The 25801-nt window shown below is 67.6% G+C and carries 25 protein-coding genes and 1 other RNA gene; 17 read left to right on the top strand and 9 right to left on the bottom strand.

The features are described 5' to 3' along the window. Nucleotides 1–39: 39 nt before the first annotated feature. Nucleotides 40–423, top strand: a complete 384-nt coding sequence (locus FZ938_RS07130) for a hypothetical protein (protein ID WP_149197900.1) — start codon at nucleotides 40–42, stop codon at nucleotides 421–423. A 112-nt stretch (nucleotides 424–535) separates the two neighbouring features. Here the strand turns inward: FZ938_RS07130 and FZ938_RS07125 are convergent, their stop codons facing one another. Together FZ938_RS07125 and FZ938_RS07120 are read right to left on the bottom strand one after the other, a co-directional pair. Next, nucleotides 536–1051, bottom strand: a complete 516-nt coding sequence (locus tag FZ938_RS07125) for a cache domain-containing protein (protein ID WP_149197899.1) — start codon at nucleotides 1049–1051, stop codon at nucleotides 536–538. 187 nt (nucleotides 1052–1238) lie between these two features. Then, complete coding sequence (locus FZ938_RS07120) at nucleotides 1239–3557, bottom strand: primosomal protein N' (protein ID WP_246457690.1); 2319 nt, start codon at nucleotides 3555–3557, stop codon at nucleotides 1239–1241. A 105-nt stretch (nucleotides 3558–3662) separates the two neighbouring features. Here FZ938_RS07120 and fsa point away from each other — a divergent pair, with 105 nt between their 5' ends. From fsa to FZ938_RS07090, 7 genes are all read left to right on the top strand, one after another. Then, nucleotides 3663–4319, top strand: a complete 657-nt coding sequence (gene fsa / locus FZ938_RS07115) for a fructose-6-phosphate aldolase (protein ID WP_085090287.1) — start codon at nucleotides 3663–3665, stop codon at nucleotides 4317–4319. A gap of 17 nt (nucleotides 4320–4336) precedes the next feature. Further along, a complete protein-coding gene (locus FZ938_RS07110) occupies nucleotides 4337–5059 on the top strand; it encodes a DUF484 family protein (RefSeq protein ID WP_149197898.1) in 723 nt (240 codons plus the stop codon). Continuing rightward, on the top strand, nucleotides 5056–6021 hold the full coding sequence (locus FZ938_RS07105) for a tyrosine recombinase XerC (RefSeq protein WP_149197897.1): 966 nt from the start codon (nucleotides 5056–5058) through the stop codon (nucleotides 6019–6021). The genes FZ938_RS07110 and FZ938_RS07105 overlap by 4 nt, the downstream gene beginning before the upstream one ends. Nucleotides 6022–6330: 309 nt before the next feature. Next, nucleotides 6331–8511, top strand: a complete 2181-nt coding sequence (locus FZ938_RS07100) for a methyl-accepting chemotaxis protein (RefSeq protein ID WP_149197896.1) — start codon at nucleotides 6331–6333, stop codon at nucleotides 8509–8511. Between the two features lie 131 nt (nucleotides 8512–8642). After that, on the top strand, nucleotides 8643–9050 hold the full coding sequence (locus tag FZ938_RS30970) for a hypothetical protein (protein ID WP_246457688.1): 408 nt from the start codon (nucleotides 8643–8645) through the stop codon (nucleotides 9048–9050). Then, complete coding sequence (locus FZ938_RS31500) at nucleotides 8959–9159, top strand: nucleotidyl transferase AbiEii/AbiGii toxin family protein (RefSeq protein WP_425492019.1); 201 nt, start codon at nucleotides 8959–8961, stop codon at nucleotides 9157–9159. The genes FZ938_RS30970 and FZ938_RS31500 overlap by 92 nt, the downstream gene beginning before the upstream one ends. An 84-nt stretch (nucleotides 9160–9243) precedes the next feature. After that, nucleotides 9244–9996: a hypothetical protein gene (locus FZ938_RS07090; protein WP_149197894.1), complete on the top strand. Its 753-nt coding sequence runs from the start codon at nucleotides 9244–9246 to the stop codon at nucleotides 9994–9996. A gap of 90 nt (nucleotides 9997–10086) precedes the next feature. Here the strand turns inward: FZ938_RS07090 and lpdA are convergent, their stop codons facing one another. Continuing rightward, a complete protein-coding gene (gene lpdA, locus FZ938_RS07085; protein ID WP_149197893.1) occupies nucleotides 10087–11484 on the bottom strand; it encodes a dihydrolipoyl dehydrogenase in 1398 nt (465 codons plus the stop codon). Between the two features lie 289 nt (nucleotides 11485–11773). Between lpdA and FZ938_RS07080 the strand changes: the two genes are divergently transcribed. Then, a complete protein-coding gene (locus tag FZ938_RS07080; RefSeq protein ID WP_149197892.1) occupies nucleotides 11774–11932 on the top strand; it encodes an entericidin A/B family lipoprotein in 159 nt (52 codons plus the stop codon). A 178-nt stretch (nucleotides 11933–12110) separates the two neighbouring features. On the opposite strand, the gene FZ938_RS07075 is transcribed toward FZ938_RS07080, so the two are convergent. From FZ938_RS07075 to rfaE1, 3 genes are all read right to left on the bottom strand, one after another. Further along, the gene (locus tag FZ938_RS07075; protein WP_149197891.1) at nucleotides 12111–12479 is read right to left on the bottom strand and encodes a DUF6481 family protein; all 369 of its coding nucleotides are present in this window, start codon (nucleotides 12477–12479) and stop codon (nucleotides 12111–12113) included. A gap of 148 nt (nucleotides 12480–12627) precedes the next feature. Continuing rightward, nucleotides 12628–12837, bottom strand: a complete 210-nt coding sequence (locus FZ938_RS07070) for a cold-shock protein (RefSeq protein WP_109052004.1) — start codon at nucleotides 12835–12837, stop codon at nucleotides 12628–12630. A gap of 197 nt (nucleotides 12838–13034) precedes the next feature. Continuing rightward, the gene (rfaE1, locus tag FZ938_RS07065; protein WP_149197890.1) at nucleotides 13035–14480 is read right to left on the bottom strand and encodes a D-glycero-beta-D-manno-heptose-7-phosphate kinase; all 1446 of its coding nucleotides are present in this window, start codon (nucleotides 14478–14480) and stop codon (nucleotides 13035–13037) included. A 132-nt stretch (nucleotides 14481–14612) separates the two neighbouring features. Here rfaE1 and FZ938_RS07060 point away from each other — a divergent pair, with 132 nt between their 5' ends. The 3 genes from FZ938_RS07060 (at nucleotide 14613) to FZ938_RS07050 (ending at nucleotide 17287) form a co-directional block, all read left to right on the top strand. Continuing rightward, on the top strand, nucleotides 14613–16106 hold the full coding sequence (locus tag FZ938_RS07060; protein WP_149197889.1) for a sensor histidine kinase: 1494 nt from the start codon (nucleotides 14613–14615) through the stop codon (nucleotides 16104–16106). Nucleotides 16107–16225: 119 nt separating this feature from the next. After that, complete coding sequence (locus tag FZ938_RS07055) at nucleotides 16226–16414, top strand: hypothetical protein (RefSeq protein ID WP_085090296.1); 189 nt, start codon at nucleotides 16226–16228, stop codon at nucleotides 16412–16414. 90 nt (nucleotides 16415–16504) lie between these two features. Continuing rightward, nucleotides 16505–17287: a methyltransferase domain-containing protein gene (locus tag FZ938_RS07050; protein WP_149197888.1), complete on the top strand. Its 783-nt coding sequence runs from the start codon at nucleotides 16505–16507 to the stop codon at nucleotides 17285–17287. An 18-nt stretch (nucleotides 17288–17305) separates the two neighbouring features. Here FZ938_RS07050 and FZ938_RS07045 read toward each other — a convergent pair whose 3' ends face one another. Both FZ938_RS07045 and FZ938_RS07040 read right to left on the bottom strand, forming a co-directional pair. Beyond that, on the bottom strand, nucleotides 17306–17929 hold the full coding sequence (locus FZ938_RS07045; protein ID WP_149197887.1) for a ParA family protein: 624 nt from the start codon (nucleotides 17927–17929) through the stop codon (nucleotides 17306–17308). Nucleotides 17930–17940: 11 nt separating this feature from the next. Beyond that, nucleotides 17941–19545, bottom strand: coding sequence for a CYTH and CHAD domain-containing protein (locus tag FZ938_RS07040; RefSeq protein WP_149197886.1), 1605 nt, complete (start codon nucleotides 19543–19545; stop codon nucleotides 17941–17943). A 303-nt stretch (nucleotides 19546–19848) separates the two neighbouring features. On the opposite strand from FZ938_RS07040, the gene FZ938_RS07035 reads away from it, so the two are divergent. Next, nucleotides 19849–21042: a phosphoglycerate kinase gene (locus tag FZ938_RS07035; RefSeq protein WP_149197885.1), complete on the top strand. Its 1194-nt coding sequence runs from the start codon at nucleotides 19849–19851 to the stop codon at nucleotides 21040–21042. Between the two features lie 63 nt (nucleotides 21043–21105). Here FZ938_RS07035 and FZ938_RS07030 read toward each other — a convergent pair whose 3' ends face one another. Further along, nucleotides 21106–22284 (bottom strand): AAA family ATPase, encoded by a 1179-nt coding sequence (locus FZ938_RS07030; RefSeq protein WP_149197884.1) that lies wholly within the window; start codon nucleotides 22282–22284, stop codon nucleotides 21106–21108. A 150-nt stretch (nucleotides 22285–22434) separates the two neighbouring features. Between FZ938_RS07030 and ffs the strand changes: the two genes are divergently transcribed. The 4 genes from ffs (at nucleotide 22435) to recR (ending at nucleotide 25635) form a co-directional block, all read left to right on the top strand. Then, nucleotides 22435–22532, top strand: an RNA gene (gene ffs, locus FZ938_RS07025) — signal recognition particle sRNA small type. 104 nt (nucleotides 22533–22636) lie between these two features. Beyond that, nucleotides 22637–24532: a DNA polymerase III subunit gamma/tau gene (locus FZ938_RS07020; protein ID WP_149197883.1), complete on the top strand. Its 1896-nt coding sequence runs from the start codon at nucleotides 22637–22639 to the stop codon at nucleotides 24530–24532. 3 nt (nucleotides 24533–24535) lie between these two features. Then, nucleotides 24536–24859 carry a YbaB/EbfC family nucleoid-associated protein gene (locus tag FZ938_RS07015; protein WP_085090301.1) on the top strand — a complete coding sequence of 108 codons (324 nt, stop codon included), beginning with the start codon at nucleotides 24536–24538 and terminating at the stop codon, nucleotides 24857–24859. Nucleotides 24860–25041: 182 nt separating this feature from the next. After that, nucleotides 25042–25635: a recombination mediator RecR gene (recR, locus tag FZ938_RS07010; protein ID WP_149197882.1), complete on the top strand. Its 594-nt coding sequence runs from the start codon at nucleotides 25042–25044 to the stop codon at nucleotides 25633–25635. The last annotated feature ends 166 nt before the right edge of the window (nucleotides 25636–25801 follow it).

Genomic DNA, 25801 nt, shown 5'->3' with positions numbered 1-25801 from the left:
GCCGCAGCCGGTCCCGAGAGATCAGAGGCCTTATCCGCCATGTCCATCCTGCCGACGACCGACACCTCTGCGGACACCGACGCCGGCGCCGGCTCCCGGCTGGAGGAGGGCGCGCCCAACGTCATCCAGTTCAGCCGCGCCCGCTTTACCCCGGACGATCTGGACGCCTTCGCCGCCGTGGCCGAACCCAAGATTCGCGACGGGCATTGGGTCGGCGTGCTGCGCGAGTCGGGGCGCACCCACGACCGGCTTCTGGTGCTTCTGCCGGAGGTCGACCGCCCGGTCTTCCGCTTCGAGCGCGACGCCAAAGGGCGCTACAGCCTGTCCTTCCACGACCGCTCGGGCTGGTACGGCATCGGGGCCGGCGACAACGCCGCCGAATGCCTGTCGATCTGGCGCCCGCGCCGCCCGCGGTCGCCCTGACCGGACTTGGATTTGGCCCCCTTGGATTTGGTCCCCTGGATTTGGCCGCGGTAATTTTCACCATGTAAAAAAGCGGCCTGCGGCATCCCGCCGCAGCAGTTTCATAAACGCCTCAGCGATACACCCCGACCGCCAGCATGTAGGGCTTGCCGTTCAGAACCAGACGGCGGGCATGCATCGTCTTGCGCGCGACTTGGCCCGTAAGCGGGTCGATCCATTGATAGGTGACGTCGGTGCGGCCGTCGCGCGCCACCCCGTCCAGCGCCTCGCGGATGAAGGGCTTGCCGTCGACGTCGCGCAGCTCCTTCAGGTTCGACCCGTTCAGCGTCGCGGTCCAGCCATGGGCAACCATCACGCCCTTGTCGTCCAGCAGCATCGGGTAGAGGTCGCGGTCGGTGAAAGCGCTATCATGGGCGGCAAAAGCTTCGGCCGCCGCGTCCGGGCCGATCCGCTCCAGCAGTTGCTCGGCGCGGTCGATCATCGTCAGCGCTTCGGCATCGGTGCCGCGGGTGCGGGCCGGGGCGCCGGCGGCAAAGGCGATGACCACCAGCAGCAGAAGAACAGGCAGGACGGTCAGCAGTGTTTGCCGCTGAACACGCAGACGAAGCTTGGAGACCATGCCGACCATCAGCCTGAACCTGTGCCTGTGACGTTTGGGTCCGGGAAGGAAGTTTGGATTCGGAACCATCCCGAGCGTGGTAATACCATGCCCGGCGCCGCGCAATGGACCAAACGTCACAGGTGCCATGCCTGTGCCCTCCCACGACCGGATCGTGTCAATTCGCCGCAGCCTGCCCTGCCTGCCCTAATGGCGGCTAAAGGAAGCTATAGGGGTCGACATCGATCTGCACCCGGATGGCCGGCGGAATCTCCACCCGGTCCAGCCACTCCGCGATCAGCGGCTGCACCTGGGTGCTGCGCGGCGCCTTCAGCAACAGGCGGCGGCGGTGCCGTCCGCGCAGCAGAGCCAGCGGCGCCGGGGCAGGCCCCAATATATGGACCGAGTCGCTGCGCGGGGCGGCCCGGCCCAGCGCCATCGCCACCCGTTCCACCAACGTCGGATCCTCGCCGGAGACGATCAGCGCCGCCAGCCGGCCGAAGGGCGGCATTCCGGCCTCCAGCCGCATCTCGGCCTCCAGCTGATAGAAGCCGTCGCGGTCGCCGGCGGCCAGCGCCTGCATCACCGGATGCTCGGGCATGAAGGTCTGCAGCATCACCCGGCCCGGCCGCTCGCCGCGCCCGGCTCGCCCGGCCACCTGATGCAGCAGCTGATAGGTGCGCTCCGCCGCCCGCAGGTCGCCGCCGTTCAGCCCCAGATCGGCATCGACCACCCCGACCAGCGTCAGCATCGGGAAATGGTGGCCCTTCGCCATCACCTGGGTGCCGATGATGATGTCAAGCTCGTGCCGGCCGATGCTCTCAACCATCTCCTGGATGGCGCGCGGGCCGTGCAGGGTGTCGGACGCCATTATGGCGGCGCGGGCATCGGGGAACAGCTCCGCCACCTCCTCGGCGATGCGTTCCACCCCGGGACCGCAGGCGGCCATCGTCCCCTCCTCCCCGCATTCCGGGCAGGCGTGGGGCAAGGGCTGCTGCAGGCCGCAATGGTGGCATTGCAGCTTGCGGGCGAGCCGGTGCTCGACCAGCCACGCCGTGCAGTTCGGGCATTGCATGCGGTGGCCGCAGGCGCGGCACAGGGTCAGCGGGGCGTAGCCGCGGCGGTTCAGGAACAGCATCGCCTGCTCGCCGACGGCCAGCGTGTCGGTCAGCGCCTTGCGCAGGCTGGGCGCCAGCCAGTGCCGGGCCGGCGGACGGTCGCGCCGCAGGTCGATCAGTTCCACATCGGGCAGCACCGCGCCGCCATGGCGGGCCGGCAGCTCGATGCGGGCATAGCGGTGGCTGTCGGCATTGACCTTGGTCTCCAGCGACGGCGTGGCGGAGACCAGCGCGATCGGCAGCCCGCCCAGATGCGCCCGCGCCACCGCCATGTCGCGGGCATGGTAGATCGCCCCCTCCTCCTGCTTGTAGGCGGAGTCGTGCTCCTCATCGACGATGATGACGCCCAGATCCGGGTAGGGAAGGAACAGCGCCGACCGCGCGCCTACCACCACCGGCACCTCGCCCTTCGCCACCGCGCGCCAGGTGTCGCGGCGCTGGGCCCCGGTCAGCTCCGAATGCCATTCCGCCGGCGGCGCGCCGAAGCGGCGGGCGAAGCGGTCGAGCCACTGCGCCGACAGCGCGATCTCCGGCAGCAGCACCAGCGCCTGTTTGCCCTGTTCCAGCGCCGCCGAGATCGCCTCGTAATAGACCTCCGTCTTGCCCGACCCGGTGACGCCGTCGAGCAGCACGGTGGAATAGCTGCCGGACGCCACCCGCGCGCGCAGATCGTCGGCCGCCGCCCGCTGGTCGGCCGACAGGCTGGGTCCGGGCCGGCGCCAGTCCGGCCGGCCGAGCCGGGTCGGCTGCAGCATCACCGGTTCCAGCAGCCCGGCCTCGGCCAGCCCGCGCACCACCGTCACGCCGCAGCCGGCCTCGTCGGCCAGTTCCGCCGGGGTGCGAGGGGGGCCGTCCTGCAGCAGGGCCAGGATGCGCTTGCGCGGGTCGGTCATCTTGAAGCCGGGCGGCGGCTCCGCTCCCTGCTTGCGCAGATAGGCCAGCATCGGCTTGGGCGGCTCCAGCGCCGACGGCACGCTGACCGCCATGCGCAGGACGAAGCCCGGCGGCGTCATGGTGTAGGCGGCGACCCATTCGACGAAGCGGCGGCCGACCTCGGTCATCGGCGGCACGTCGAACCGGCGCACCACCGGCTTCAGCCGGCCGGACTCCAGCGTCCCGGCGCCGGGACCCCAGACGACGCCGATCACCCGGCGCGGGCCCAGCGGCACCTCGACGAAATCACCGGGGACCAGCTCCATCCCGTCCGGCACGCGATAGTCGTAGGCCTCGCGCAGCGGCAGCGGCAGCAGGACGGCGACGCGGCGGTCGGACCCGCGAGGCTGCGGCTTTACCGGGAAATCTGCGGAATTGGCCCTGGAATTGGCTGCGGAATCGCCTTCGGGCTGCCCCGTTTCGGGCGTGTCCCCAAGAAGATCCCCCTGAAAGCCCGGGGCGGAACTGGCGGAAGTCGAATGCATCGGCTAGAGTGGCCTCATGTCCCGGGCACCGGGCGGGACGGCGCGTCGGTCAGCTTTCCGGCGCGGCCGGTTCCGGTCAACATCAGCAAGCATGGACCCTTCGTCATGAAGTTCTTCGTCGACACCGCCGACATCGCCGAGATCCGCGATCTGGCCGATACCGGTCTGCTGGACGGTGTTACCACCAACCCCTCCCTGATCGCCAAGTCCGGCCGTCAATTCCTCGACCTCGTGGCCGAGATTTGCGACGTCGTCAACGGTCCGGTCAGCGCCGAGGTGGCGTCCACCGACTTCGAGACCATGCTCGCCGAGGCCCACAAGATCGCCAAGATCTCCCACCGCGTCGCGGTGAAGGTGCCGCTGACCCCGGCCGGCCTGAAGGTCTGCAAGATCATCTCGTCCGAAGGCACGATGGTCAACGTCACGCTGTGCTTCTCCCCCGCCCAGGCGATCCTGGCGGCCAAGGCCGGCGCCAGCTTCGTGTCGCCCTTCGTCGGCCGCCTGGACGACATCGGCCAGGATGGCATGGGCATCATCAAGGACATCTGCGAGATCTATAACAACTACGACGCCTTCAAGACCGAGGTGCTGGTCGCCTCGATCCGCAACCCGATGCACATCGTCAAGGCCGCCCGCCTGGGCGCCCATGTCGTGACCGCGCCGGCGTCGGTGCTGAAGCAGCTGTTCAACCACCCGCTGACCGACAAGGGTCTCTCCCAGTTCGTCGATGACTGGAAGAAGACCGGCCAGTCGATCCTGTAAGGCGGGCCGGAGCGATCATGGCCGACAGGGGCCGCGAACCGGGCCACAGCCCGCACCGGACGTCGACGCTCTCTTCGGAGGATGTGCGCGCCTATCTGCGGACCCACCCGGACTTCCTGGCCCAGAACGCCGATCTGGTCCACCACCTGACCCCGCCGTCGCTTGACCGCGGGCGGGGGGTGGTGGACCTCCAGGCCTTCATGGTCGACCGGCTGCGCGCCGAGGTCCGCACCCTCAAGGACCAGCAGCGCGAACTGATCGGCACCAGCCGGGCCAACCTGAACAGCCAGAACCGCATCCATGCCGCGGTCCTGTTCCTGCTCGACGCCCAGAGCTTCGAGCAGCTGATCCAGACCATCACCACCGACCTCGCGGTCCTTCTCGACCTCGACGTCGCCTGTCTGGTCATCGAATCCAACGGCAACGACATCCCCCACGTCCACCGCTCCGGCGTGCGGGTGGTGGAGCCGGGCGCCATCGCCGAGCGGTTGGGCCGCGCCGACGTGGTGCTGAACACCGACATCCAGGGCGATCCCGAGATCTACGGTCCCGGCGCCGGCCTCGTCCGGTCGGAGGCGCTGATCCGCATCCAGGTTTCCAGCGAGACGCCCGACGGCCTGCTCGCCTTCGGCAGCCGCGAGCCCGACACCTTCCACACCGGCCAGGGCACCGAGCTGGTCGGCTTCCTTGCCCGCGTCATCGAGCGGGTGATCCGCGGCTGGCTGGAGCTGCCGGCGTGACCGAGCCTGTGCCCGGTTTTCCAAGTTTGGGCTTCTCCGCCAAGCCGGACGTTCAGGACGTGCTGGCCCACTGGCGCCGCTGGATGGAGAGCGAGAAGGCGGTCTCCCGCCACACCCTGTCGGCCTACACCGCCGATGTGGCCGAGTTCCTGCGCTTCCTCACCGAATTCCGCGGCGGCTCGCCGCCCTCGCTGAACGACCTGGGCGACCTGAAGGCGGCGGATTTCCGCGCCTGGATGTCCAGGCTGGCGATGGATGGGCTGGTCGGGGCCAGCCGGGCGCGCAAGCTGGCGGCGGTGCGCAACCTGTTCCGCTGGATGGACCGCAGCGGCCGGCTGCACAATCCCGCCGTCGCCACCCTCGCCACGCCGAAGGTCAAGCGTCCCGCCCCGCGCCCGCTGACGGAGATCGACGCCGACCGCCTGCTGGAGGAGGCCGAGCGCGACCGCGACGAGCCCTGGATCGGCAAGCGCGACCGCGCCCTGTTCACCCTTCTCTACGGCTGCGGCCTGCGCATCTCCGAAGCGCTGGGTCTGGCCAGGAAGGACGCCCCGCTGGGCGACACGCTGCGCGTCACCGGCAAGGGGCGCAAGGACCGGATGATCCCGGTCCTGCCGGCGGTGACGGAGGCGGTGCGCGCCTATATCGAGTCGTGCCCCTTCACGCTGGCGCCGGATGGCCCGCTGTTCGTCGGCACCCGCGGCGGCCGGCTGAACGCCAGCGTCGCCCAGCACCAGATGCAGAAGCTGCGCGCCCTGATGGGAATGCCCGACAGCGCGACGCCGCACGCCCTGCGACATAGTTTCGCGACCCATCTTTTGGCGGACGGCGGCGACCTGCGCGCCATCCAGGACCTGCTCGGCCACGCCTCGCTCTCCACTACCCAGCGTTACACGGACGTCGAGAACGAGCAGCTGATGAACGTGTACCGCAACGCCCATCCTCGGGCGCGCAAGGGCTGACCGGGACCGGCCTCTGCAATCAAGGCAAGCATATCAGGGTATTCATGCCGATCGCTCTCACCGATGTTGGCAACGCCTTCGCGCGCCAAGCCCGCTCTTGCAATAATATGTCTTAGCATTGATAATAAAAGTACGTTTAGGCGATTTCAAGTGATCGGCTAAGATGGATGCAAATTCTCCCGAAATAATGCCTGAGCATCCTACTTTAGCACCAAAGACCAGCGCCCAACCCTTACCCAGACTTCACTTTTCGTTAACAGGCCAGTTCCACAGTTCCCTCCAGCGAGCGATTCACGCGGGGGGAACATCATGCAAATAAAATCAATCCAATCGAAGATCGCGATGCTGTCGGGTTTGTGTCTGGCCGGCACCGTCGCGGTGCTCGTCGGCTTCGCCGTCCTATCGACGCGCTCCAGCAACGAGTTCGTGACCGACAACGTCGAACGGATCATCGAGAGCAAGACGACGGAATCCCTGCAGAATCTCGCGGCCACCCAGGCGGGCCTGCTGCGTTCGGAATTCGACACCGCGCTGAACGCCGCCCGGACGATGGCCGGCAGCTTCGCCAGCCTTGCCGACGATGGGCTGCCCGGCCATGTCCCGCCGGAAAAGCGGCGCGAGGCCTTCAACGGCGTCCTGCTGTCGGTTCTGAAAAACAACCCGCTGTTCAACGGCACCTATTCGGCGTGGGAGCCCGACGCGCTCGATGGCCGGGACGAGGAGTTCCGCAACCGCCGCGAAACCGGCACCGACGCCACCGGCCGCTTCATCCCCTACTGGAACCGTGACCAGAACGGCCGCATCGCCATGCAGCCGCTGGTCGAGTATGACAGCCGCGACCGTCACCCCAACGGCGTGATGAAGGGCGGCTGGTACATCGGCCCGCAGGAGAATGGCCGCGAAAGTGTGCTCGACCCCCTGCCCTATGTCGTGCAGGGCAAGCAGGTGTTCCTGGCGACCCTGTCGGTGCCTGTGGTCATCGGCGGCAAATTCCGCGGCGTGGCCGGCGCCGACTTCAACCTCGACTTCGTGCAGCAGCTGTCGACCAAGGTCAGCGCCGCGGTGTTCGACGGCCGTAGCCAGGTGGTCATCATCAGCAACATGGGGCTGATCGTCGCCCACAGCGCGCGGCCCGACCTGATCGGCCAGTCGATCTCCACCTTCGACAGTTCGTGGCAGGCCGATCTTGCGGGCGTCCAGGCGGGCAAGCCGCATGTCGACATCGAAGCCTCCACCAACATGCTGCGCAGCTTCGCCCCGATCACGCTCGGCAACACCCAGAAGCCGTGGGCCGTGCTGGTCCAGGTGCCGAAGGACATCGTGCTGGCCGACAGCATGGCTCTCGCCGCCAATCTGGGTGAACGAGCCAACTCCAACATCCTGTGGCAGATCACCGTCGGCGCCCTGGTCGCGCTTGGCGCGGTCGCGGTGATGTGGGTGGTCGCCGGCGGCATCGCCCGTCCGATCCGCGCCAGCGTCAGCTTCGCCGAAGGCATCGCCGCCGGCCGCTTCGACCAGACGCTGGACATCCGGCAGGCCGACGAGGTCGGCGCGCTCGCCGACGCCCTGCGCAAGATGCTGGCCGACCTGAAGCGGATGATCGACCAGCGGGCGGAGGACCAGGCCAAGGCCGACGCCGAGCGTCGCAAGGCCATGCTGCAGCTCGCCGATAACCTGGAAGCCCAGGTGATGAATGTGGTGGACGGCGTCGACCGTGCCGCCCAGTCGATGACCGGCACCGCCCAGACGATGACCGCCACCGCGACCCAGACCAGCCAGCAGGCCGGCGTGGTCGCCAATGCCTCGCTGGATGCCAGCAGCAACGTGCAGACCGTCGCCAGCGCCACCGAGCAGCTGTCCTCCTCGATCCAGGAGATCGGCGAGCGGGTCAACCGCTCCGCCCAGATCGCCCGCGAGGCGGTGGAGGCTGCCCAGCAGGCCAATGGACAGGTGCTCAGCCTGACCGAGGCGGCGGAGAAGATCGGCACGGTGGTGCAGCTGATCCAGGACATCGCCAGCCAGACCAACCTGCTGGCGCTGAACGCCACCATCGAGGCCGCCCGCGCCGGAGAGGCCGGCAAGGGCTTCGCCGTGGTGGCGCAGGAGGTGAAGAGCCTCGCCAGCCAGACCGCCCGCGCGACGGAGGAGATCGCCGGCCACGTCACCGGCATGCAGCGCGTCACCGACGAGACGGCAAGCGCCATCAAGGGCATCGGCGGCATCATCGCCCAGATCGACGAGATCTCCACCGCCATCGCCGCCGCGGTGGAGGAACAGGGCTCCGCCACCGCCGAGATCGCCCGCAACGTCCAGCAGGCCGCCAGCGGCACCCAGGAGGTGACGAAGACCATCGCCGACGTCCGCAGTGCCGCGGTCGAGGCCGGCCATTCCGCCGAGACCGTCCTGTCGGTCTCCGGCCAGCTCGCCGGCGACGCCGGCCGCCTGCGCAGCGCGGTGAACGGCTTCCTGTCGACCATCCGCGCGGCGTGATCCGACAGGACGACGTGCAAAAGGGCTCCCCTGCCGGCTGGCAGAGGAGCCTGTTGCCGTCTGCCGCTTCTCCCAATGTTGACGCCCCTCCGCCATCTCCCCACACTATGGGCCGGTGATTGGAGGCGGAAATGTCGGATGTGGCGCTGTCGGAGCGGGCGAGGCGTGCCATCGCCCTCGTGCTGGGCACGATCAACGCTCCCCGCCCGGTTGTGATGGACGAGGCGACGCTGCTCGACTGCCTCGGCGCCGAGTGCCCCGATCCGCGCTGGCGCCCGCACATCGAGGCCCTGTTCGACGAGGTGTCCATCGAGGCGCTGCACGATCTGGTGCTGGCCGGGGTGGTGGATTTCGACCAACTGGACCGCGCGGCGCGTATATGGGGGATGAGCGATGGACGAAACCACCCCTGGATCGAAGAAATGGCCGCCCTCACGCTGGCCTGCATTGCTCGCGGACGCCCTCCGTCTGCTACGGTCGCTCCCGGACAAACCGCGCTGGAGCTTCGGCGGCGGCACGGCGCTCGCCGCACAATATGACCACCGCGTCAGCTACGAGATCGACATCTTTGTCCGCGACTCGGACGTGCTGCGTGACCTGACACCGGCACGAAATGCGGCCACCCGCGCGCTGCTAGCGGGGCAGTAATGTAGCAGTGATTTTTTTGAATCTCCGCATATAAGGCGCGGATACGCTGAGATCATATCGGATCCAATTTGAGAGGATAATAAAGTGGTCGACAGATATGAGCTTATGTCTCCGGAGGATTATGAATCACTTCCGCTAGATGCAGAGGAAGCTTTTGCCGAAGCAGATAGAATATGCCTAAACAAAATGGCACTTTTGATTGACCAAAATTCAAGTCAAGATTTTGATGAACTAATTAGAACTAACTATGTGTCAACTATGATTGGGCTCGCAAATGTATGCGGTCTATCTTCCATTCTTGCAGCCGAACCGGATCATTATGGATATGACACTTTCCAAAGATTTTCTATAGCTGTCAAAAAAGAGACGGCCAGGATAAGATTTAAAAATCGAGGTCGTGCAAAAGAAAAATCTGTACTGCTCACAGATAACGCTAAAGTTAAAATAAAGCACTACATTGATCGACTCCGGTCCTCAATCAAAGATTCAGATTTTTCGGATGAAAAGAAAAAGTCCCTGCTAATTTCCCTATCTGACTTTGAAGAAGAGTTAAATAAGCCCCGCTTCAGTTATGCCGTGGGCTTTGTAATTTTAGTAACATTAACCCAGGCTGCAGGGGCAATGACAACAATTTTTGCCGATGGCGGAACAGCGATCACAAATATCCTTAAGATAATTGGGAAAGATATTGAAACAGAGACTCACGCAACACTGAGACTTAGCCCTCCAACCAAAGCACTCCCTCCACCAATACGACAGAATAACCAGACTCCCGCAAGAGGTGTGGCCGAGGAGAATCCAATAAGAGATAATATTGATGAGGAGATTCCATTCTAATACTTGAGGGTAATATTTGATAAAGAAACGCCCCCTCCCGCGCATGCGGGAGAGGGCGCTCGGCACCAGTATTTCAGGTGAAAAGCCCGATCAGATGTGCAGCGGACGGCCGTCCACCGCCAGGGCCGCTTCCTTGACCGCTTCCGACAAGGTCGGGTGGGCGTGGCAGGTACGGGCGACGTCTTCGGCGGACGCGCTGAACTCCATGGCCAGCACCAGCTCGCCGATCATCTCCGACACGTTCGGGCCGATCATGTGGACGCCCAGCACCTGATCGGTGGAGGCATCCGACAGGATCTTCACGAAACCGTCGGTGTTGCCGCCGGCACGGGCGCGGCCGTTGGCGGTGAACGGGAACTTGCCCGACTTGTAGGCGACGCCCGCAGCCTTCAGCTGCTCCTCGGTCTTGCCGACGGCGGCGACTTCCGGCCAGGTGTAGACGACGCCGGGGACGAGGTCGTGGTTGACGTGGCTCTTCTGGCCGGCCAACTGCTCGGCCAGCGCGACGCCCTCTTCCTCGGCCTTGTGGGCCAGCATCGGGCCTTCGACCACGTCGCCGATGGCGTAGATGCCCGGCACATTGGTCTGGAAATGGCCGTCGATCTTGACGCGGCCGCGCTCCAGCTCGACGCCCACCGTCTCCAGGCCGAGGCCTTCGGTGTAGGGGCGGCGACCGATGGCGACCAGCACGGCGTCGGCCTCGATGGTCTGCGCCTCGCCGCCGGCGGCGGGCTCGACCGTCAGGGTCACGCCGGTCTCGGTCACCGACGCGCCGGTCACCTTGGTGCTCAGCTTGAAGTCCATGCCCTGCTTGGCGAAGATGCGCTGGGCCTGCTTCGACAGCTCGTTGTCCATGGTCGGCAGCACGCGGTCGAGATATTCGACCACCGTCACCTTGGCGCCCAGGCGGCCCCAGACGGAGCCCAGTTCCAGGCCGATGACGCCGCCGCCGATGACGACCAGATGCTTCGGCACTTCCGGCAGCGACAGGGCGCCGGTGGAGGACACCACGCGCTTCTCGTCGATGGCGATGCCCGGCAGCGGGGTCACGTCGGACCCGGTGGCGATGACGATCGCCTTCGACGCGGTGATGGTGCCGACACCCTCGACCTCGACGGTGTTCGCGGCGGTGATCTTCCCCGCGCCCTTCAGCCAGGCGATCTTGTTCTTCTTGAACAGGAACTCGATTCCGGTGACGTTGTCCTTAACGACCTTGTCCTTGTGGGCCAGCATGCCGGGCAGGTCCAGGTCGACGCTGCCGACCTTGATGCCGAACTTGGCAAGGCCGTGGGCCGCTTCCTCGAACTTCTCCGACGCCGCCAGCAGAGCCTTGGACGGGATACAGCCGACGTTCAGGCAGGTGCCGCCCAGCGTCCCGCGCTTTTCCACGCAGGCAACCTTGAAGCCGAGCTGCGCCGCGCGGATCGCGCAGACATACCCGCCGGGACCGCCGCCGATCACAACGACGTCAAAAGTGCTTTCAGCCATGAGAGGCTTTCCTTTCGCCATTCTTGCTCGTTGCCAAAAGCCGTCCCATCCAGCGGGGAGGGCCGCGAGATATTCCGCGGGGCGATTTATGCCCGCGCTCACGCCCCGTGGCAACGGGACACTTCGTCTCTGGGTGCAGGGTTGCGGCCGGAATCGGATTTCGGAATGTCTCTGCCGAAGCGAAGGGCACCACCTTTGCGCAAGCCCCCTCCCCCTTCGAGTGCGGAAACCTTTACGGCCCCGCTTGCGTTCCAGTCGGCATCACACTGCCACCGCAACGGAGACCACCATGACCACCGTCAAGAAGTTCGCCCTGCTCGCCGTCCTCGGCACGCTGCTGGGCAGCACGCTGGCCGCCTGCAACACGGTCGAGGGCGCCGGCCAGGACGTGCAGGCCGGTGGCCGCGCCATCGAACGGGGCGCCGACAACGTCCAGAAGAAGATGTAAGTCGGCATTCGGCTCGGCCTTGGAAATCCATCCTTCCAAGGCCGACGACGGAACAGCCACCAACAAAACAGCCATGGAGCCTGATGCGGTTCGGATCGACCGCATCGGGCTCCATGGCTGTTTTGGTTTGACGGCCGGAGCGGCGCGTCACGTCGATCCCGGCATCCCTTGATGCGGGTCAGCGGCTCCTGGCCTTGCGCGCCGCATAGCGGGCGTCGCGAGCGGCCTTCGCCTCGGCTGCCGTCGCCACCTGGCGCTTGGCCTGTTCGGCGATCTCCTGGGCGGCCAGCGCCTCGCGGGCGGCCCGCTCGGCCTGTTCCGCCTGCAACGCTTCCTGTTCGGCAGCCTTGCGGGCTTCGCGCGCCGCATTGCGTTCGGCCTCGCGGGCTTCACGAGCCACGCGGACGGCGCGCCGGGCCTCTTCGCGCTCCGCGAAGATCGGATCGTTCACACCGGGCTGCGCCTTGAACTTGTCCAGCAGTGCCTTCTTCGCGCCGGCGGCGGCGCTCAGACGCTCCGAAAGCCCTGCATTCTTAAAGCCGTTCATTTCCATCCATTTCGTGAATTTCCCCGTGCCCTCGGGAAGATCATCCTCGGGAAGATCAGGGGGCCGGTCGGACCGGGCATCGTCAACCGAGGGGGTGGGTACAAAAAAAGGCGGCCGGAGCCGCCCTTTCTCTTCGAACCTGCTGCGCTCAGAGAGCGCGGAGGTTCTCGGCCGCAACCTTGCCGCGGCGCGGATCGCGGATCGCGTCGAAGGACAGCTTCTGGCCTTCGCCGAGGTTGCTGATCCCGGCGCGCTCGACGGCGGAGATGTGGACGAACACGTCGGCCGTGCCGTCTTCCGGCTGAATGAAGCCGAAGCCCTTGGTGGAGTTGAAAAACTTGACGGTTCCGATAGCCATGGGTCAGTTCCCTTCCTGGCGTTGCGCCGCGCGAGTTTGCGCAGGCGCATCAATTTCACTTCGGGGAAGAGACCCAGATCCGCGTGACGGATCAGAATAACAAAGCCCAGAGCAACGTCGACCATCCATAGATGGGGCAGGCATCGGCGGTTTACAAGCGACAATCGACGTTCGCCGCCGATGCATGCCCGATTGTCTCAGCTCTTCATGCGCTTGATGGTGTTGGTCGTGCTCTGGCCCTGGACCAGTTCGGCCAGCACCACTTTCCCGCCATAGCTCTGGACGAAATCCGCCCCCACCACCGTGGCGATGGTGTAGTCCGCTCCCTTGACCAGCACGTCGGGGCGCAGGGCGTGGATCAGCATTTCCGGCGTGTCCTCGCCGAAGATCACCACCAGATCGACGCAGCCCAGCGACGCCAGCACCGTGGCGCGCGCCGTCTCGTTCTGCACCGGACGGCTGTCGCCCTTCAGCCGCTTCACCGATGCGTCGCTGTTCAGGCCGACCACCAGCACGTCGCAGGCCGCGCGGGCCTGTTTCAGCAGCGAGATGTGGCCGGGGTGCAGCAGGTCGAAACAGCCGTTGGTGAAGCCCACCCGCTTGCCGCGCAGCCGCCAGCGCTCCGCCCGTTCCGCCGCGGCGTCGCGGGTCAGCACCTTTTCCTCGCCGTGGCGCCATTCCTGCTCGTGCAGGCCGGACAGCAGTTCGGCCGAACGGACCACCGCCGTGCCGACCTTGCCCACCACGATGCCGGCCGCCAGATTGGCCAGCCGCGCCGAATCGACCAGATCGATCCCCACCGACAGCGCGGCGGTCAGCGTCGCCACCACCGTGTCGCCGGCGCCCGACACGTCGAACACCTCGCGCGCTTCGGCCGGCAGATGCACCGCGTCCTCGGCCGTCACCACCGACATGCCCTGTTCGCTGCGGGTGGCGACGACGGCGCCGATGCCGCAGGTGGCGATCAGGTGACGCGCGGCGGCGATCACCTCCTCGTCCGTGCGGGCCGGCAGGCCGGTGGCCTCCATCAGCTCCTTGCGGTTGGGCGTGACGATGTCGGCCCCGCGATAGCGGCGGTAGTCGCGCCCCTTCGGGTCCACCACCACGGTGCGCCCGGCCTCCCGCGCGGCGGCGATCACCGCCACCACCAGCTCGTCGGTCAGCACGCCCTTGCCGTAATCGGACAGGATGACGCCGCCCACCTCGGGCAGCAGGTCGCGCACGCGCTCCAGCACGCGGTCGGCGACGGTGATCGGCACCACCGTCTCGATGTCGGTGCGCAGAAGCTGCTGCTGGCCGGCAATGAAACGGGTCTTGACCGTGGTCTGCCGCCCATCCTCCATCACGATGGCGCCGTCGCTGACGCCCTCGCGCCGCAGCAGGGCCAAGAGGTCGCCGCCGATGCCGTCGCGCCCGACCACCGAGACGAAGCGGCAATCCGCCTCCAGCGCCACCAGATTGGCGGCGACGTTGCCGGCGCCGCCCAGCTTGGGCACTTCGCGGTCCACGCGCAGGACGGGGATCGGCGCCTCGGGCGACACCCGGTCCACCGAACCATAGACGAAACGGTCGAGCATCACGTCGCCAAGGCACAGCACGTTGGCGCGCGACAGGGTGTCGATGTGACGGGCAAGGTCGCTCATGGCGCCTGTCTTACCAATGCCAAAGCGGTAACGCCAGCGGATCGGGGCCTCCGAACTGGTGACGCTCGTTTGTCACCGTCGTACGATGGCGTTCCGGCAACACCCCCTCTCCCATTCCCGCTGGTCCCCCGCATGTCCCGTCCTACCGTCGCGACCAGCCTGTCTGCCAAGCTGCTGCTGCTCACCATCCTGTTCGTGCTGCTGGCGGAGGTGCTGATCTACGCCCCCTCCATCGCCCGTTTCCGCATGAGCTACCTGGAGGAGCGGCTGGCCGCCGCCCACATCGCGGCATTGTCGGTGGAGGCCGCGCCCGACCTGATGGTGACGAAGGAGTTGCAGGCGAAGCTGCTGGCCTATACCGGCACCCACGTCATCGACCTGATCCAACCCGGCGCCCGCGTCTACATGCTGTCCAGTCCGATGCCGCCGCGGGTCGATGCGGTGTACGACCTGCGCGGCACCGGCATGGGCATGCAGTTCGTCGATGCCGGCAACGCCCTGTGGCTCGCCCTGGAGGGAGCCCTGGAGGGCGCGCTGGGAGGTGCTCTCGGGCCGCGGCGCGACCGGGTGATCCGGGTGATCGACCGCTCGCCCAACGACCCGGCCCAGCGCGTCGAGGTGACGATGGACGAACGGCCGCTGATCGACGCCATGCTCGACTTCTCCCGGCGCATCCTGGCGGTGTCGGTCGCCATCTCGCTGATCGCGGCGATCCTCGTCTATGTCACGCTGCATGCCCTGCTGGTGCGGCCGATGCGCCGGCTGACCGCCGAGGTCGTCGCCTTCCGCCGCGATCCCGACGGCGCCCCGCCGCTGGTGCCCGGCAGCCGCAGCGACGAGATCGGCGTGGCGGAGCGCGAGCTTGCCGCCATGCAGGGCACGGTGCGCGCGGCGCTGCGCCAGCGCGAGCGGCTCGCCACGCTCGGCACCGCGGTGGCGAAGATCAACCACGACCTGCGCGGCATCCTCTCCACCGCCTCCCTCCTGTCGGAGCGGCTGACCGAGAGCGCCGATCCGGAAGTGCGGCGGGTGACGCCGCGGCTGGTCGCCTCGCTCGACCGCGCGGTGGAACTGTGCAGCCAGACCCTGTCCTTCACCCGCGACGGCGTCCTGCCGCTCACCCCCGCGCCCACCGACCTGCACCGGCTGGCCGAGGAGGCGGGGGCCGAGGTGCTCGCCACCGCCCGTCCCGACGGCGGCCGGGTGGAGGCGGAGTGGATCAACGACATCCCCGCCGGCACCCTGGCCCAGGTCGATGCCGCCCAGCTGGGCCGCGCCCTGGTCAATCTCGGCCGCAACGCGGTGCAGGCCGGCGCCGACCGGGTGCGCCTCTCCGCCCGGAGCGGGCGCGCAGGCGCGCTGACCCTGACCATCGCCGACAACGGCCCCGGCCTCGCCCCGCGGGCGCGGGAAAACCTGTTCCAGCCCTTCGCCGGATCGGCGCGGGCCGGCGGGATCGGCCTCGGCCTCGCCATCGCGCGCGAGGTGCTGCGCGCCCATGGCGGGGAACTGCGGCTGGTGGAGAGCAATGCCGCCGGAACGGCCTTCGCCCTTGACATACCGCAATGCAATGCGGACACCGGCCCTGTAGCTGTTGCAGGGCACAAGTCGTTTGTGTCGCATTGATTCCGCGGGCTCCCTCCCGCAGAATTCCTTCAACAGCGAAGCGTTCGCGGGCAGCCCGGCGGGGCGGGAGGCGGGCGCTTCCACCCTGACAACGCCTTGTTCTGAAAGGACTCCGGGACGTGAAAGCCTTCTCCTTCTGGATCAACCCCATCCTCGCCGGCATCATGGCCTTCGTCGGCCTGCTCGCCTCTTCGCGCGCGGCGGACGAAGCCTTCGCGGCCGGCGGTCTGATCGTTTTCCTCGGCTGCGTGCTCTTCATCTTCGCGTCGATCGGCCGCTATTTCGACCGCATGGGCTCCGCCCACTGACCCGTCCTCACGGACGACTGAACGCGATGACCGGGAGATCTTCCCGGAGGGGCAGGCGCCTAACAGAGCGGGTGCCGCATGACATGCTCTATGACATGGGACCCCAACGCCTTCGCGACGATTGACGTCCTGCGCCGTCGTCCCGTCATGGACCTGACGGCGGCGCTTCCCTTCTCCCTGGCTCCGAACACCATCGTCGATCTCGGCTGCGGTGCCGGTCAGCTGTCCCGGCTGCTGGCGACGCGCTGGCCGCTGGCCGACGTGCTGGCGGTGGACCAGTCCCCGGCGATGCTGCGCTGGGCGGCCGACACGCCGTCGCGCGTGCGCTACCAGCAGGCCGACCTGACCGTCTGGCGCCCGCACTGGCCCGCGGATCTCGTCATCTCCGCGGGTGGGCTGCAGCATGTCGCCGGGCACGAGCGGCTGTTCCCCGACCTGCTGCAAGCGCTCGGCCCCGGTGGGGTGCTCGCCGTCGCCCTGCCCCGCCCGCAGGACCAGACCGCCCACCGCCTGCTGCTGGAAACCGCTGCCGACGGCCCCTGGTCCGACCGGCTGCACGGCGCCTGGCCCGCCGCCCAATCAATCGGTGGCCGGAGCTATGGCCCGCAGGATTATTACGACTGGCTCAGCCCCCAGGCCACCGCCATCGATCTGTGGGAGACCGAGTATTTCCACGCGCTGGACGGCGACGTGCCGCTGCTGCAATGGCTGCATCAGGCGGAGCTGGTCCCGGTGATGGACCGCCTGACCGGCCCCGAACTCGACCGCTTCCTCGCCGCCTACCGCCGCCGGCTGGAAACCGCCTATCCCGAGCACTCCAGCGGCAGCGCGCTGATCCCGACCCAATGGCTGTTCATGGTGGTGCGGGTGTAGGGGGGCACCCACCCCACTTCAAACCTCGTCGATGTAGCTCAGCAGCGGCTGCCAGTCGCCGCGATGCTCGGCGGCGCGCTTGCCCGGCATGTCGAACAGGCTGAGACCGCTTTCCGCCGCATCGGCATAGATCTGGCTGTCGCGCAGCCGGGTCACCACCTGATGGCCGATGCCGCCCAGGAAGCGGTCCAACCGGTCGGCGGCCTTGGTGCGGGCGCGCATGCGGTTGCCGACCACCGCCACAATGGTCTTCTTCTTGGCGATCCGCTTCAGCTCGTCCAGCTTGGTGAGGAAACGCTGGGTCGCCTGCTCGTCGAAGGCGCCGGGCAGCACCGGCAGCACGACGATGTCGGCCATCTTCACCAGATCCTCGATCTGCCTGGTCTTCAGCGCGGCGGGCGCGTCGATGACCAGCCGCTTGGTGCCGCGCGGCGTGTCGGTGAAATCCTTGGCCCAGTCCAGCCCGACCAGCGGCGGCGCCTTCTCCGGCCGGCGCTCCAGCCAGCCGAGCGAGGAGCGCTGACGGTCGACGTCGGCCAGCACGGTGGGCAGGCCCGCCGCGGCGGACGCGGCGGCGAGGTGGGTGGCGACGGTCGTCTTGCCGCAGCCGCCCTTGATGTTGGCGACGAGGATCGTGAGCATGGCCGTGGACTCTACACCGCGGCGTCCGGCTTCGACCAGAAATGCTTGGTGTCGATGAAATCATGCCACAGGGCCACCAGCGCCGCCTCGGTGTCGGCCACCCCGCGGGCGTGCCAGCCGATGACGATGCCGGCAGCGCGCGGCTCGCCGGGGGCAGACCGGCTGCCGTCGTCGTGCAGTTCGTGCAGAAGCCGGGTCGCCGTCGCCACGTCGTTCAGATGCCCCAGCGCATCCTGGAAGGCGGCGAGCTGCTGGATGTAGCGGCGCACCGGCTTGTCGTCATACAGGCTGCGGAAGAACTCCACGGCATAGCGCAGCTTCTTCAAGGCGATGCGCAGCTGGTGGCGCTGGGCCACCGGCAGATGGGCGAAGCCGTGGCCGGCCCGCTTGGCCTTCTTGTGGCGCTTGTTCAGCAGATGGTCGGCCAGCCCGATCACCGGCTGGAACAGCCGCACCGATTCCTCGCTGACCGGCTGGTCGCGCCAGCCGCGCTTCTCCACCCAGCTGCCGACGCCCAGCAGGAAGGCGGTATAGCGCTCGGACCGGATCGCCTCGCGCACGCCCTCATAGGCGCGCAGCCGCTTGGCCTCGGCCGCCGCCGCCAGCGTGTCGAGATCCTCCACCGCCGAGCGTCCATGGCCGTCGGCCTTGTGGAAGGCGTCGCGCACCGGCGCCAGCAGCTCCTCGCCGAACACGTCCCAGTCGCGCGCCGGCCCCAGGCTGCCGGCCAGCCACTTGATCTCGCCGACCAGCCACAGATATTGCGCGGCCGGAATGAAGGGCCGGAACAGCGCGGTGGCCGAGCGCAGCCGGCGCAGCGCGACGCGCATCTGGTGCACGCCCTCCGGATCCTCGCCGGCCAGCGTCACCGCCTCGTTCGCCACCATGTGGGCGAGGCAGGCGCGGACGATGCGGGCGACCGCCCCCTCCACCGTCGTCTCGGGGTCGAGCAGCAGCTTTTCCGCCTTCAGCGCCTTGTCGGCGGCGCCGTTCGCCAGCGCATGGCCGCGTTCCGCCTTGGTCCGCATCTCCAGCCGCAGCGGGGCGGACTTGGTCAGCTCCTGCGCCAGATCGTAGAGCGCGGCGGGTGTGCCGCTTTTCAGTTCGAGTTCGACCTCGCACAGGTCGCGCGACCGGCCGTCGGGCAGTTCGATCCGGCCGCGGTCGAAGGCGACCTCGATCAGGGCCGCATCGTCGCCGTCGCCCAGCGTCACGTCCTGCGTGGTCCGTTCGACGATGGAGGTGAAGACCGGCCGCAATTCCGAGTCGCTGAGCGACCCCAGCAGCTCGATGGCGGCGCCGTCGGCGATCAGCGTCAGGTCGGGGGCGGCGGAGGTCACCGCGCATTCCCACTCGCCGCGCCCCAGCCCGTCCTCGTCCGGCGCGGACTTGACCGTCTGGACATAGCCGTCGCCGGTCTTGCGCACCCGCAGCGTCACCTTGCGCGCGGCGAGCCGGCGGTCCTCGGTGTCGTAATAGGTGCTTTCCAGGGTCCGCGTCACCGCCGGCCCAGCCGTCCGGTCTGCGATGGCGGAAGCGGCGCGCAGCCTGTCGAAGTCTTCCGGCTTCGCCGCCAGCTTCAGTTCCGTCTCGCGGTTGATCTCGGCCTCAGCCATCGCCTGCGCTTCAACCCCCGTTTTGCGGCCCATTGGCCTACAGTTGGGTGTTTGCACAGCCTATGGACAGGGTCAAGTTACGGAAATGTTGCAGGAGCCTGCGATTGCGGTACTCCCGCCCCTGCATCCGGTCCGTTCCGAGATAACCGGAACGAAGCGTTAAACATGCGGTTGCAGGGTCATTATGCCCCATTTCACCCCACCCCTGGGGCGTTGCAAAGCGTGCAGGCCTGTGGTTGGGTTCCCGCAAACTGAAACGGCCTGTCCCCGTTGGGGAGGGGCCATAATTGGGGAAGTGTGAAGATGACCGATTTCAACACGATCGACGACCTCGAGGTGAGCGGCAAGACGGTGCTGGTCCGCGCCGACCTGAACGTTCCGATGCAGGACGGCAAGGTGTCCGACACCACCCGCATCGACCGCCTCGCCCCCACCTTGAAGGAGCTGTCCTCCAAGGGCGCCAAGGTCGTGGTCCTGTCGCATTTCGGTCGCCCGAAGAACGGCCCGGACGCCAAGAACTCGCTGCGCAACGTGCTGGACGCGCTCAGCACCGCCGTCGGCCAGAAGGTCGCCTTCGCCGAGGATTGCGTCGGCGACAAGGCCAAGGAAGCCATCGCCAAGGTGCATGACGGCGCCATCGTGCTGCTGGAGAACACCCGTTTCCACGCCGAAGAGGAAAAGAACGACCCGGCTTTCGCCAAGCAGATGGCCGAGCTGGGCGACCTCTACGTCAATGACGCCTTCTCCGCCGCCCACCGCGCCCATGCCTCGACCGAGGGTGTCGCCCGCCTGCTGCCCAGCGCCGCCGGCCGCCTGATGGAAGCCGAGCTGAAGGCCCTGACGCTCGCGCTGGAGAAGCCGGAGCGCCCGGTCGCCGCCGTCGTCGGCGGCGCCAAGATCTCCACCAAGCTGGAACTGCTCGGCAACATGGTCCGCAAGGTGGACCTGCTGGTGTTGGGCGGCGGCATGGCCAACACCTTCCTGTTCGCCCAGGGCACCGACGTCGGCGCCTCGCTGTGCGAGAAGGACATGGCCGATCAGGCCCGCGCCATCATGGCGACCGCCAAGGAAGCCAACTGCGAGATCCTGCTGCCGAAGGACTTCGTCGTCGCCAAGGAGTTCAAGGCCGGCGCCGCCAACCGCGTCGTCGCCTTCGACGCCATCGGTTCCGACGAGATGGCTCTCGACATCGGCCCGGCCACCGTCGAGTTCCTGGGCGTGAAGCTGCAGGGCGCCAAGACCATCGTCTGGAACGGCCCGCTCGGCGCCTTCGAAATCCAGCCCTTCGACGCCGGCACCAACGCGGTGGCCGGTCTGGTCGCGGCCCGCACCGAATCGGGCGGCCTGCTGTCGGTCGCCGGCGGCGGCGACACCGTCGCGGCGCTGGCCCATGCCGGTGCCGAGGACAAGTTCACCTACGTGTCCGCCGCCGGCGGCGCCTTCCTGGAATGGCTGGAAGGCAAGGAACTGCCGGGTGTGGCGGCGCTGAAGAAGTAAGCGGTTCCACGGGATCGCAGAGGCGAAAGGCTCCGGGTTTCGGCCCGGAGCCTTTTTGCTTTCTCATCCCTGCCCAGCCCGTTCCGCCCTCACCTTCAGCCAGTCCGCCATCCCTTGGTCGTCGAGCGCATATTGCCCGCGCGCCGACCGCCACAGGATGTTCTTCTGCCGCAATGCCTCGATGGCTGTCTGCACGGAAGGCGGCTCGACCGCTTCGCCGACCGCATCGGCATAGGCTTGCAACGCCGGGGCGGAAAAGGGGGCGGATTGCGGCCCCTCCACCGCCAGCCGTTCGACAACCGCCTGCTGCAACGGCGTCAGCCCAGACCATAGATTCTCGTAATCGTCCCACACCCGCTGGCGCAGCCCGGTCGCCCCGTCCGCCAGCGCCCGTTTCAACTCGCCGGCATCGCCGACCAGCAACGCCGCGTCCGACAAAATCCGCATGAGGGTTTCCGGCTGCCGCCCCACCGCGTCGAAGGCCGCGAAAACATCGTCGGCATCGAACCGGTTGCCTTCGGCCAGCCGGGCGTTGATCCAGGCCGTATAGGCATCGGTATAGGTGCGGTCGAGCAGCGGGAAGCTGCGCACGCTCGTCCCGAAAAAGGGCTGGTCGCGGTTCAGCACCAGTCGGCTCAGCTTGTCGCGGTGGGATCCGGTCAGCACGATCATCAGGTTCGGGCCGTCGCGGGCATCATCCCTGGTGTTCAGCCGGTCGCGCGCCGCCTTCAGCGCGAACATGGCATTCAGCCCAGCTTCGGTCGTCAGCGCGTGCTGCGCTTCATCCACCAGCAGGGCGATCCGCTTGTGCGTGCGTTCCAGCAGGGCCTCCAGCGCGTCGGCCAGCGTGGTGCCCTGCGCCTGCCCGATCCTGTCGATATCGACCGAGACGCCGCCCACGCCCAATTTGCTGAGTCCAACCGCCCGCGCCGCCTTCACCGGCAGGCTGTCGGCGCGGCGAAGCTCGGCCTTCAGCGCCTCCGCGATCAGATGGGCGGGATCGGCCGCCATGTCCGACCACAGATCGACATAGACCGCCAGAATGCCCCGATTCTCCAACTCCGGCCCCAGGTCGTGGCGCAGGAAGGTGCTCTTCCCGGTCCGCCGCGGCGCCGCCAGGCACAGCGTCGGCTCCGCCCCGATCGGCGCATCCCCGGTCACGATGTCTGCCAGCGACGCCGCCAGCTTCGGCCGGTGGAACAGGAACTTCTGCGCAGCTGCGGAGGTGGGGGCGGACGACACGGGCGGCCTCACTAGGACCAATTATGCAGAGAACCATAATTTATGGTCCAAAAAATAATCGTCAATAGTCCAGCTTGGAAACCGACGACGCCCGCGCACACGAACCGTTTCCCCTTGCATCCGCCCGCACGAATCTCCATAACAGCCGCGGGAGGCTGGCGTCGGACGAGTCCCTCGCCAACCCGGTCAGGTCCGGAAGGAAGCAGCCGCAACGAGTTACGGCTCGGGTCGTTCGTCCAGTCTCCCACCCTTCCCGAAAATTGCCAGCACGAAACAGACGGCGACAGCGCGGCGCCGGGACGCTATCCTGCGGCCCGAAATTCCCCTCCCGTCGTTTCGACAGGCCAGCCGCGTGACCGATACAACTGCCGTTTCTGGCGCCGAAATCACCGCCGCTTCCGCTCCCGCCACCGGGCAGGCTTACCGGGTGCTGGCGCGCAAATACCGGCCGAAGACCTTCGACGAGCTGATCGGCCAGGACGCGCTGGTCCGCACCCTGACCAACGCCATCCAGTCCGGCCGCATCGCCCAGGCCTTCATGCTGACCGGGGTGCGCGGCGTCGGCAAGACCACCACCGCCCGCATCATCGCCCGCGCGCTGAACTGCACCGGCCCGGACGGCACCGGCGGGCCGACGGTCAGCCCCTGCGGCGTCTGCGACAACTGCCGCGCCATCGCGGAAGACCGCCACGTCGACGTGATGGAAATGGACGCCGCCAGCCACACCGGCGTCGACGACATCCGCGAGATCATCGACGGCGTGCGCTACTCGCCCGTCTCGGCCCGCTACAAGCTCTACATCATCGACGAAGTCCACATGCTGTCGAAGAGCGCGTTCAACGCGCTCCTGAAGACGCTTGAGGAACCGCCGAGCCATGTGAAGTTCGTCTTCGCCACCACCGAGATCCGCAAGGTCCCGGTCACGGTGCTGTCGCGCTGCCAGCGCTTCGACCTGCGCCGCGTCGACGCCCAGGTGCTGAAGGAGCATTTCACCCGCATCACCGCCATGGAAGGCGCGGAGATCGAGGGCGATGCCGCCGCCCTGATCGCGCGGGCCGCCGACGGGTCGGTGCGCGACGGGCTGTCGCTGCTCGATCAGGCCATCGCGCTGGCCGCCGGCACCGTCACCGCGCAGCAGGTGCGCGACATGCTGGGTCTGGCCGACCGCACCCGCGTCATCGACCTGTTCGAGGCCGCCGTCTCCGCCCGCCCGGCCGAGGCGATGGACATCCTGGCCGACCTGCACCGTGTCGGTGCGGATCCGGTGGTGATCCTGCAGGACCTGCTGGACCTCGTCCACAATCTGACCCGCCTGAAGGTGGTGCCCGACAGTGCCAACGACCCGTCCCTGCCGGAGGCGGAGCGCACGCGCGGTTCCTTCCTGTCGGCCAAGCTCGGCATGCCGGCGCTGACCCGCGCGTGGCAGCTTCTGTTGAAGGGGCTGAACGAGGTGCAGGCCGCCCCGGTGCCGCAACAGGCGCTGGAGATGGTGATCGTCCGCCTGTCCTACGCCGCCGACCTGCCGACGCCGGGCGAGCTGATCCGCCAGTTCCAGGCCCAACAGGGCAACGGTGGAGCCAATGCCGGAGGCGGCGCGCCGATGGGCCGCGGCCCCGGCGGTGGCGGCGGCCCGGTCGCGGTCGCCAGCCAGTCTACACACGCCGTGGCCCGCTCCATGGGCTCGGCCCAGCCGCAAAGCGCCCCGATGGCGCAGGCGGCCCCCGCCCCCGCCGCCACTCCGGCCCCCATTGCGGCCGGCGAGGAGCTGTCGCCGATGCCGCACGATTTCCGTGCGCTGGTACAGCTGTTCTCCGACCGGCGCGAGGGCGCGCTCTACGGCTATCTGATGGAGACGGTCCAGCTGGTCCGTATGGAGCCGGGCCGGCTGGAGCTGAAGCTCCGCCCCGCCGCCCCGCCGACCCTGCCGGCCAAGGTCGGGCAGTTCCTGACCGAATGGACCGGCCATCGCTGGATCGTCGCCTTGTCCGAAGGCCCGGCACAGCCGACGCTGGCGGAGCAGGATCAGGCCGAAAAGCACCGCGCCTGGGCGGAGGCGCAGGCCAACCCGGTGGTGCGCGCCGTGCTAGACGCCTTCAGCGGCGCAAAGATCATCGACGTCCGCGACCTCGCCGAAGTTGCCGCGGCGGAGAGCGCGGCGGTTGCGGATGACGGCGAGACACCCGATTTCATGGTTCAGCAGCAGGACGATGGGGTCTATTACCCCCTCGACGACGAAGGAGAGTACTGACCGATGAAGAATATCGGCAACATGATGAAGCAGGCCCAGCAGATGCAGGCCAAGATGCAGGAAATGCAGGCGAGCCTGGAGCAGGTCGAAGTGACCGGCCAGAGCGCCGCCGGCATGGTCGTCGTGACCGTCAACGGCAAGAGCGAGATGAAGAAGGTCAAGCTCGACAAGTCCGTCGTCGATCCCGAGGACGTCGAGGTGCTGGAGGACCTGATCGTCGCCGCCTTCAACGACGCCAAGAAGAAGGTCGAACAGCACGTCGCCGAGGAAACCTCGAAGATGATGGGCGGCCTGAAGCTGCCCCCCGGCATGAAGCTGCCGTTCTGATTTCTTGCCCTCTCCCGCCCCGGGAGAGGAAGGGGACCCGCCGAAGGCGGGGAGGGTGAAGGGTGATCCGGACATGGATCCCCTGATCCTCGCATCACCCCTCACCCTTCCCATGGCTGACGCCATGGGCCCCTTCCCTCTCCCGGGGCGGGAGAGGGAGTTATGTGTCGGCCGCCAAGTGAATGATCGGACCTGAAATCGAACGCCTGATCCAGTTGCTGTCCAAGCTGCCGGGACTCGGTCCCCGGTCGGCGCGGCGGGCGGCACTGCATCTGATGAAGCGGCGGGACAGCCTGCTGGTGCCGTTGTCGGAGGCGATGGCGGCGGCCGGCGAGTCGATCCGCGCCTGCTCCATCTGCGGCAACCTGGACAGCCGCGACCCCTGCACCATCTGCTCCGACCCCACCCGCGACCGTTCGGTCATCTGCGTGGTGGAGGATGCCGGCGACCTGTGGGCACTGGAACGCACCCGCGCCTTCCGCGGCACCTACCATGTGCTGGGCGGCCTGCTGTCGGCCCTGCAGGGTGTCGGCCCCGACGACCTCAACATCGCCGGCCTCGCCGAACGCGCCAAGGACCCGGCGGTGCGCGAGATCATCCTGGCGCTCAACGCCACCGTCGACGGCCAGACCACAGCCCATGTGGTGACCGACCGGCTGACCGACTCCGACGTCTCGGTCTCCCGTCTCGCCCACGGCGTCCCCGTCGGCGGCGAACTGGATTATCTCGACGACGGCACGCTGACCGCGGCGCTGAAGGCACGGCGGCCGCTGTAACAGCGGTCCCGCGCCTGGGACGTACACCGCCGTACGCCCCCGCACTTCACGCATCGCAAACCGCCGTACGCCGCACTTCACGAAGCCGCCCCTGCTCCCCGCGCACCTGCGCTGGCACGTACACCTGCCTGCCGACCATGGTCCTTCGCAATCCGCATCCCCCGCG

The sequence above is a fragment of the Azospirillum oryzae genome, from assembly GCF_008364795.1.
GTDB classification, from domain to species: Bacteria; Pseudomonadota; Alphaproteobacteria; order Azospirillales; family Azospirillaceae; genus Azospirillum; species Azospirillum oryzae.
This window is presented reverse-complemented; position numbering and strand designations above follow the sequence as displayed.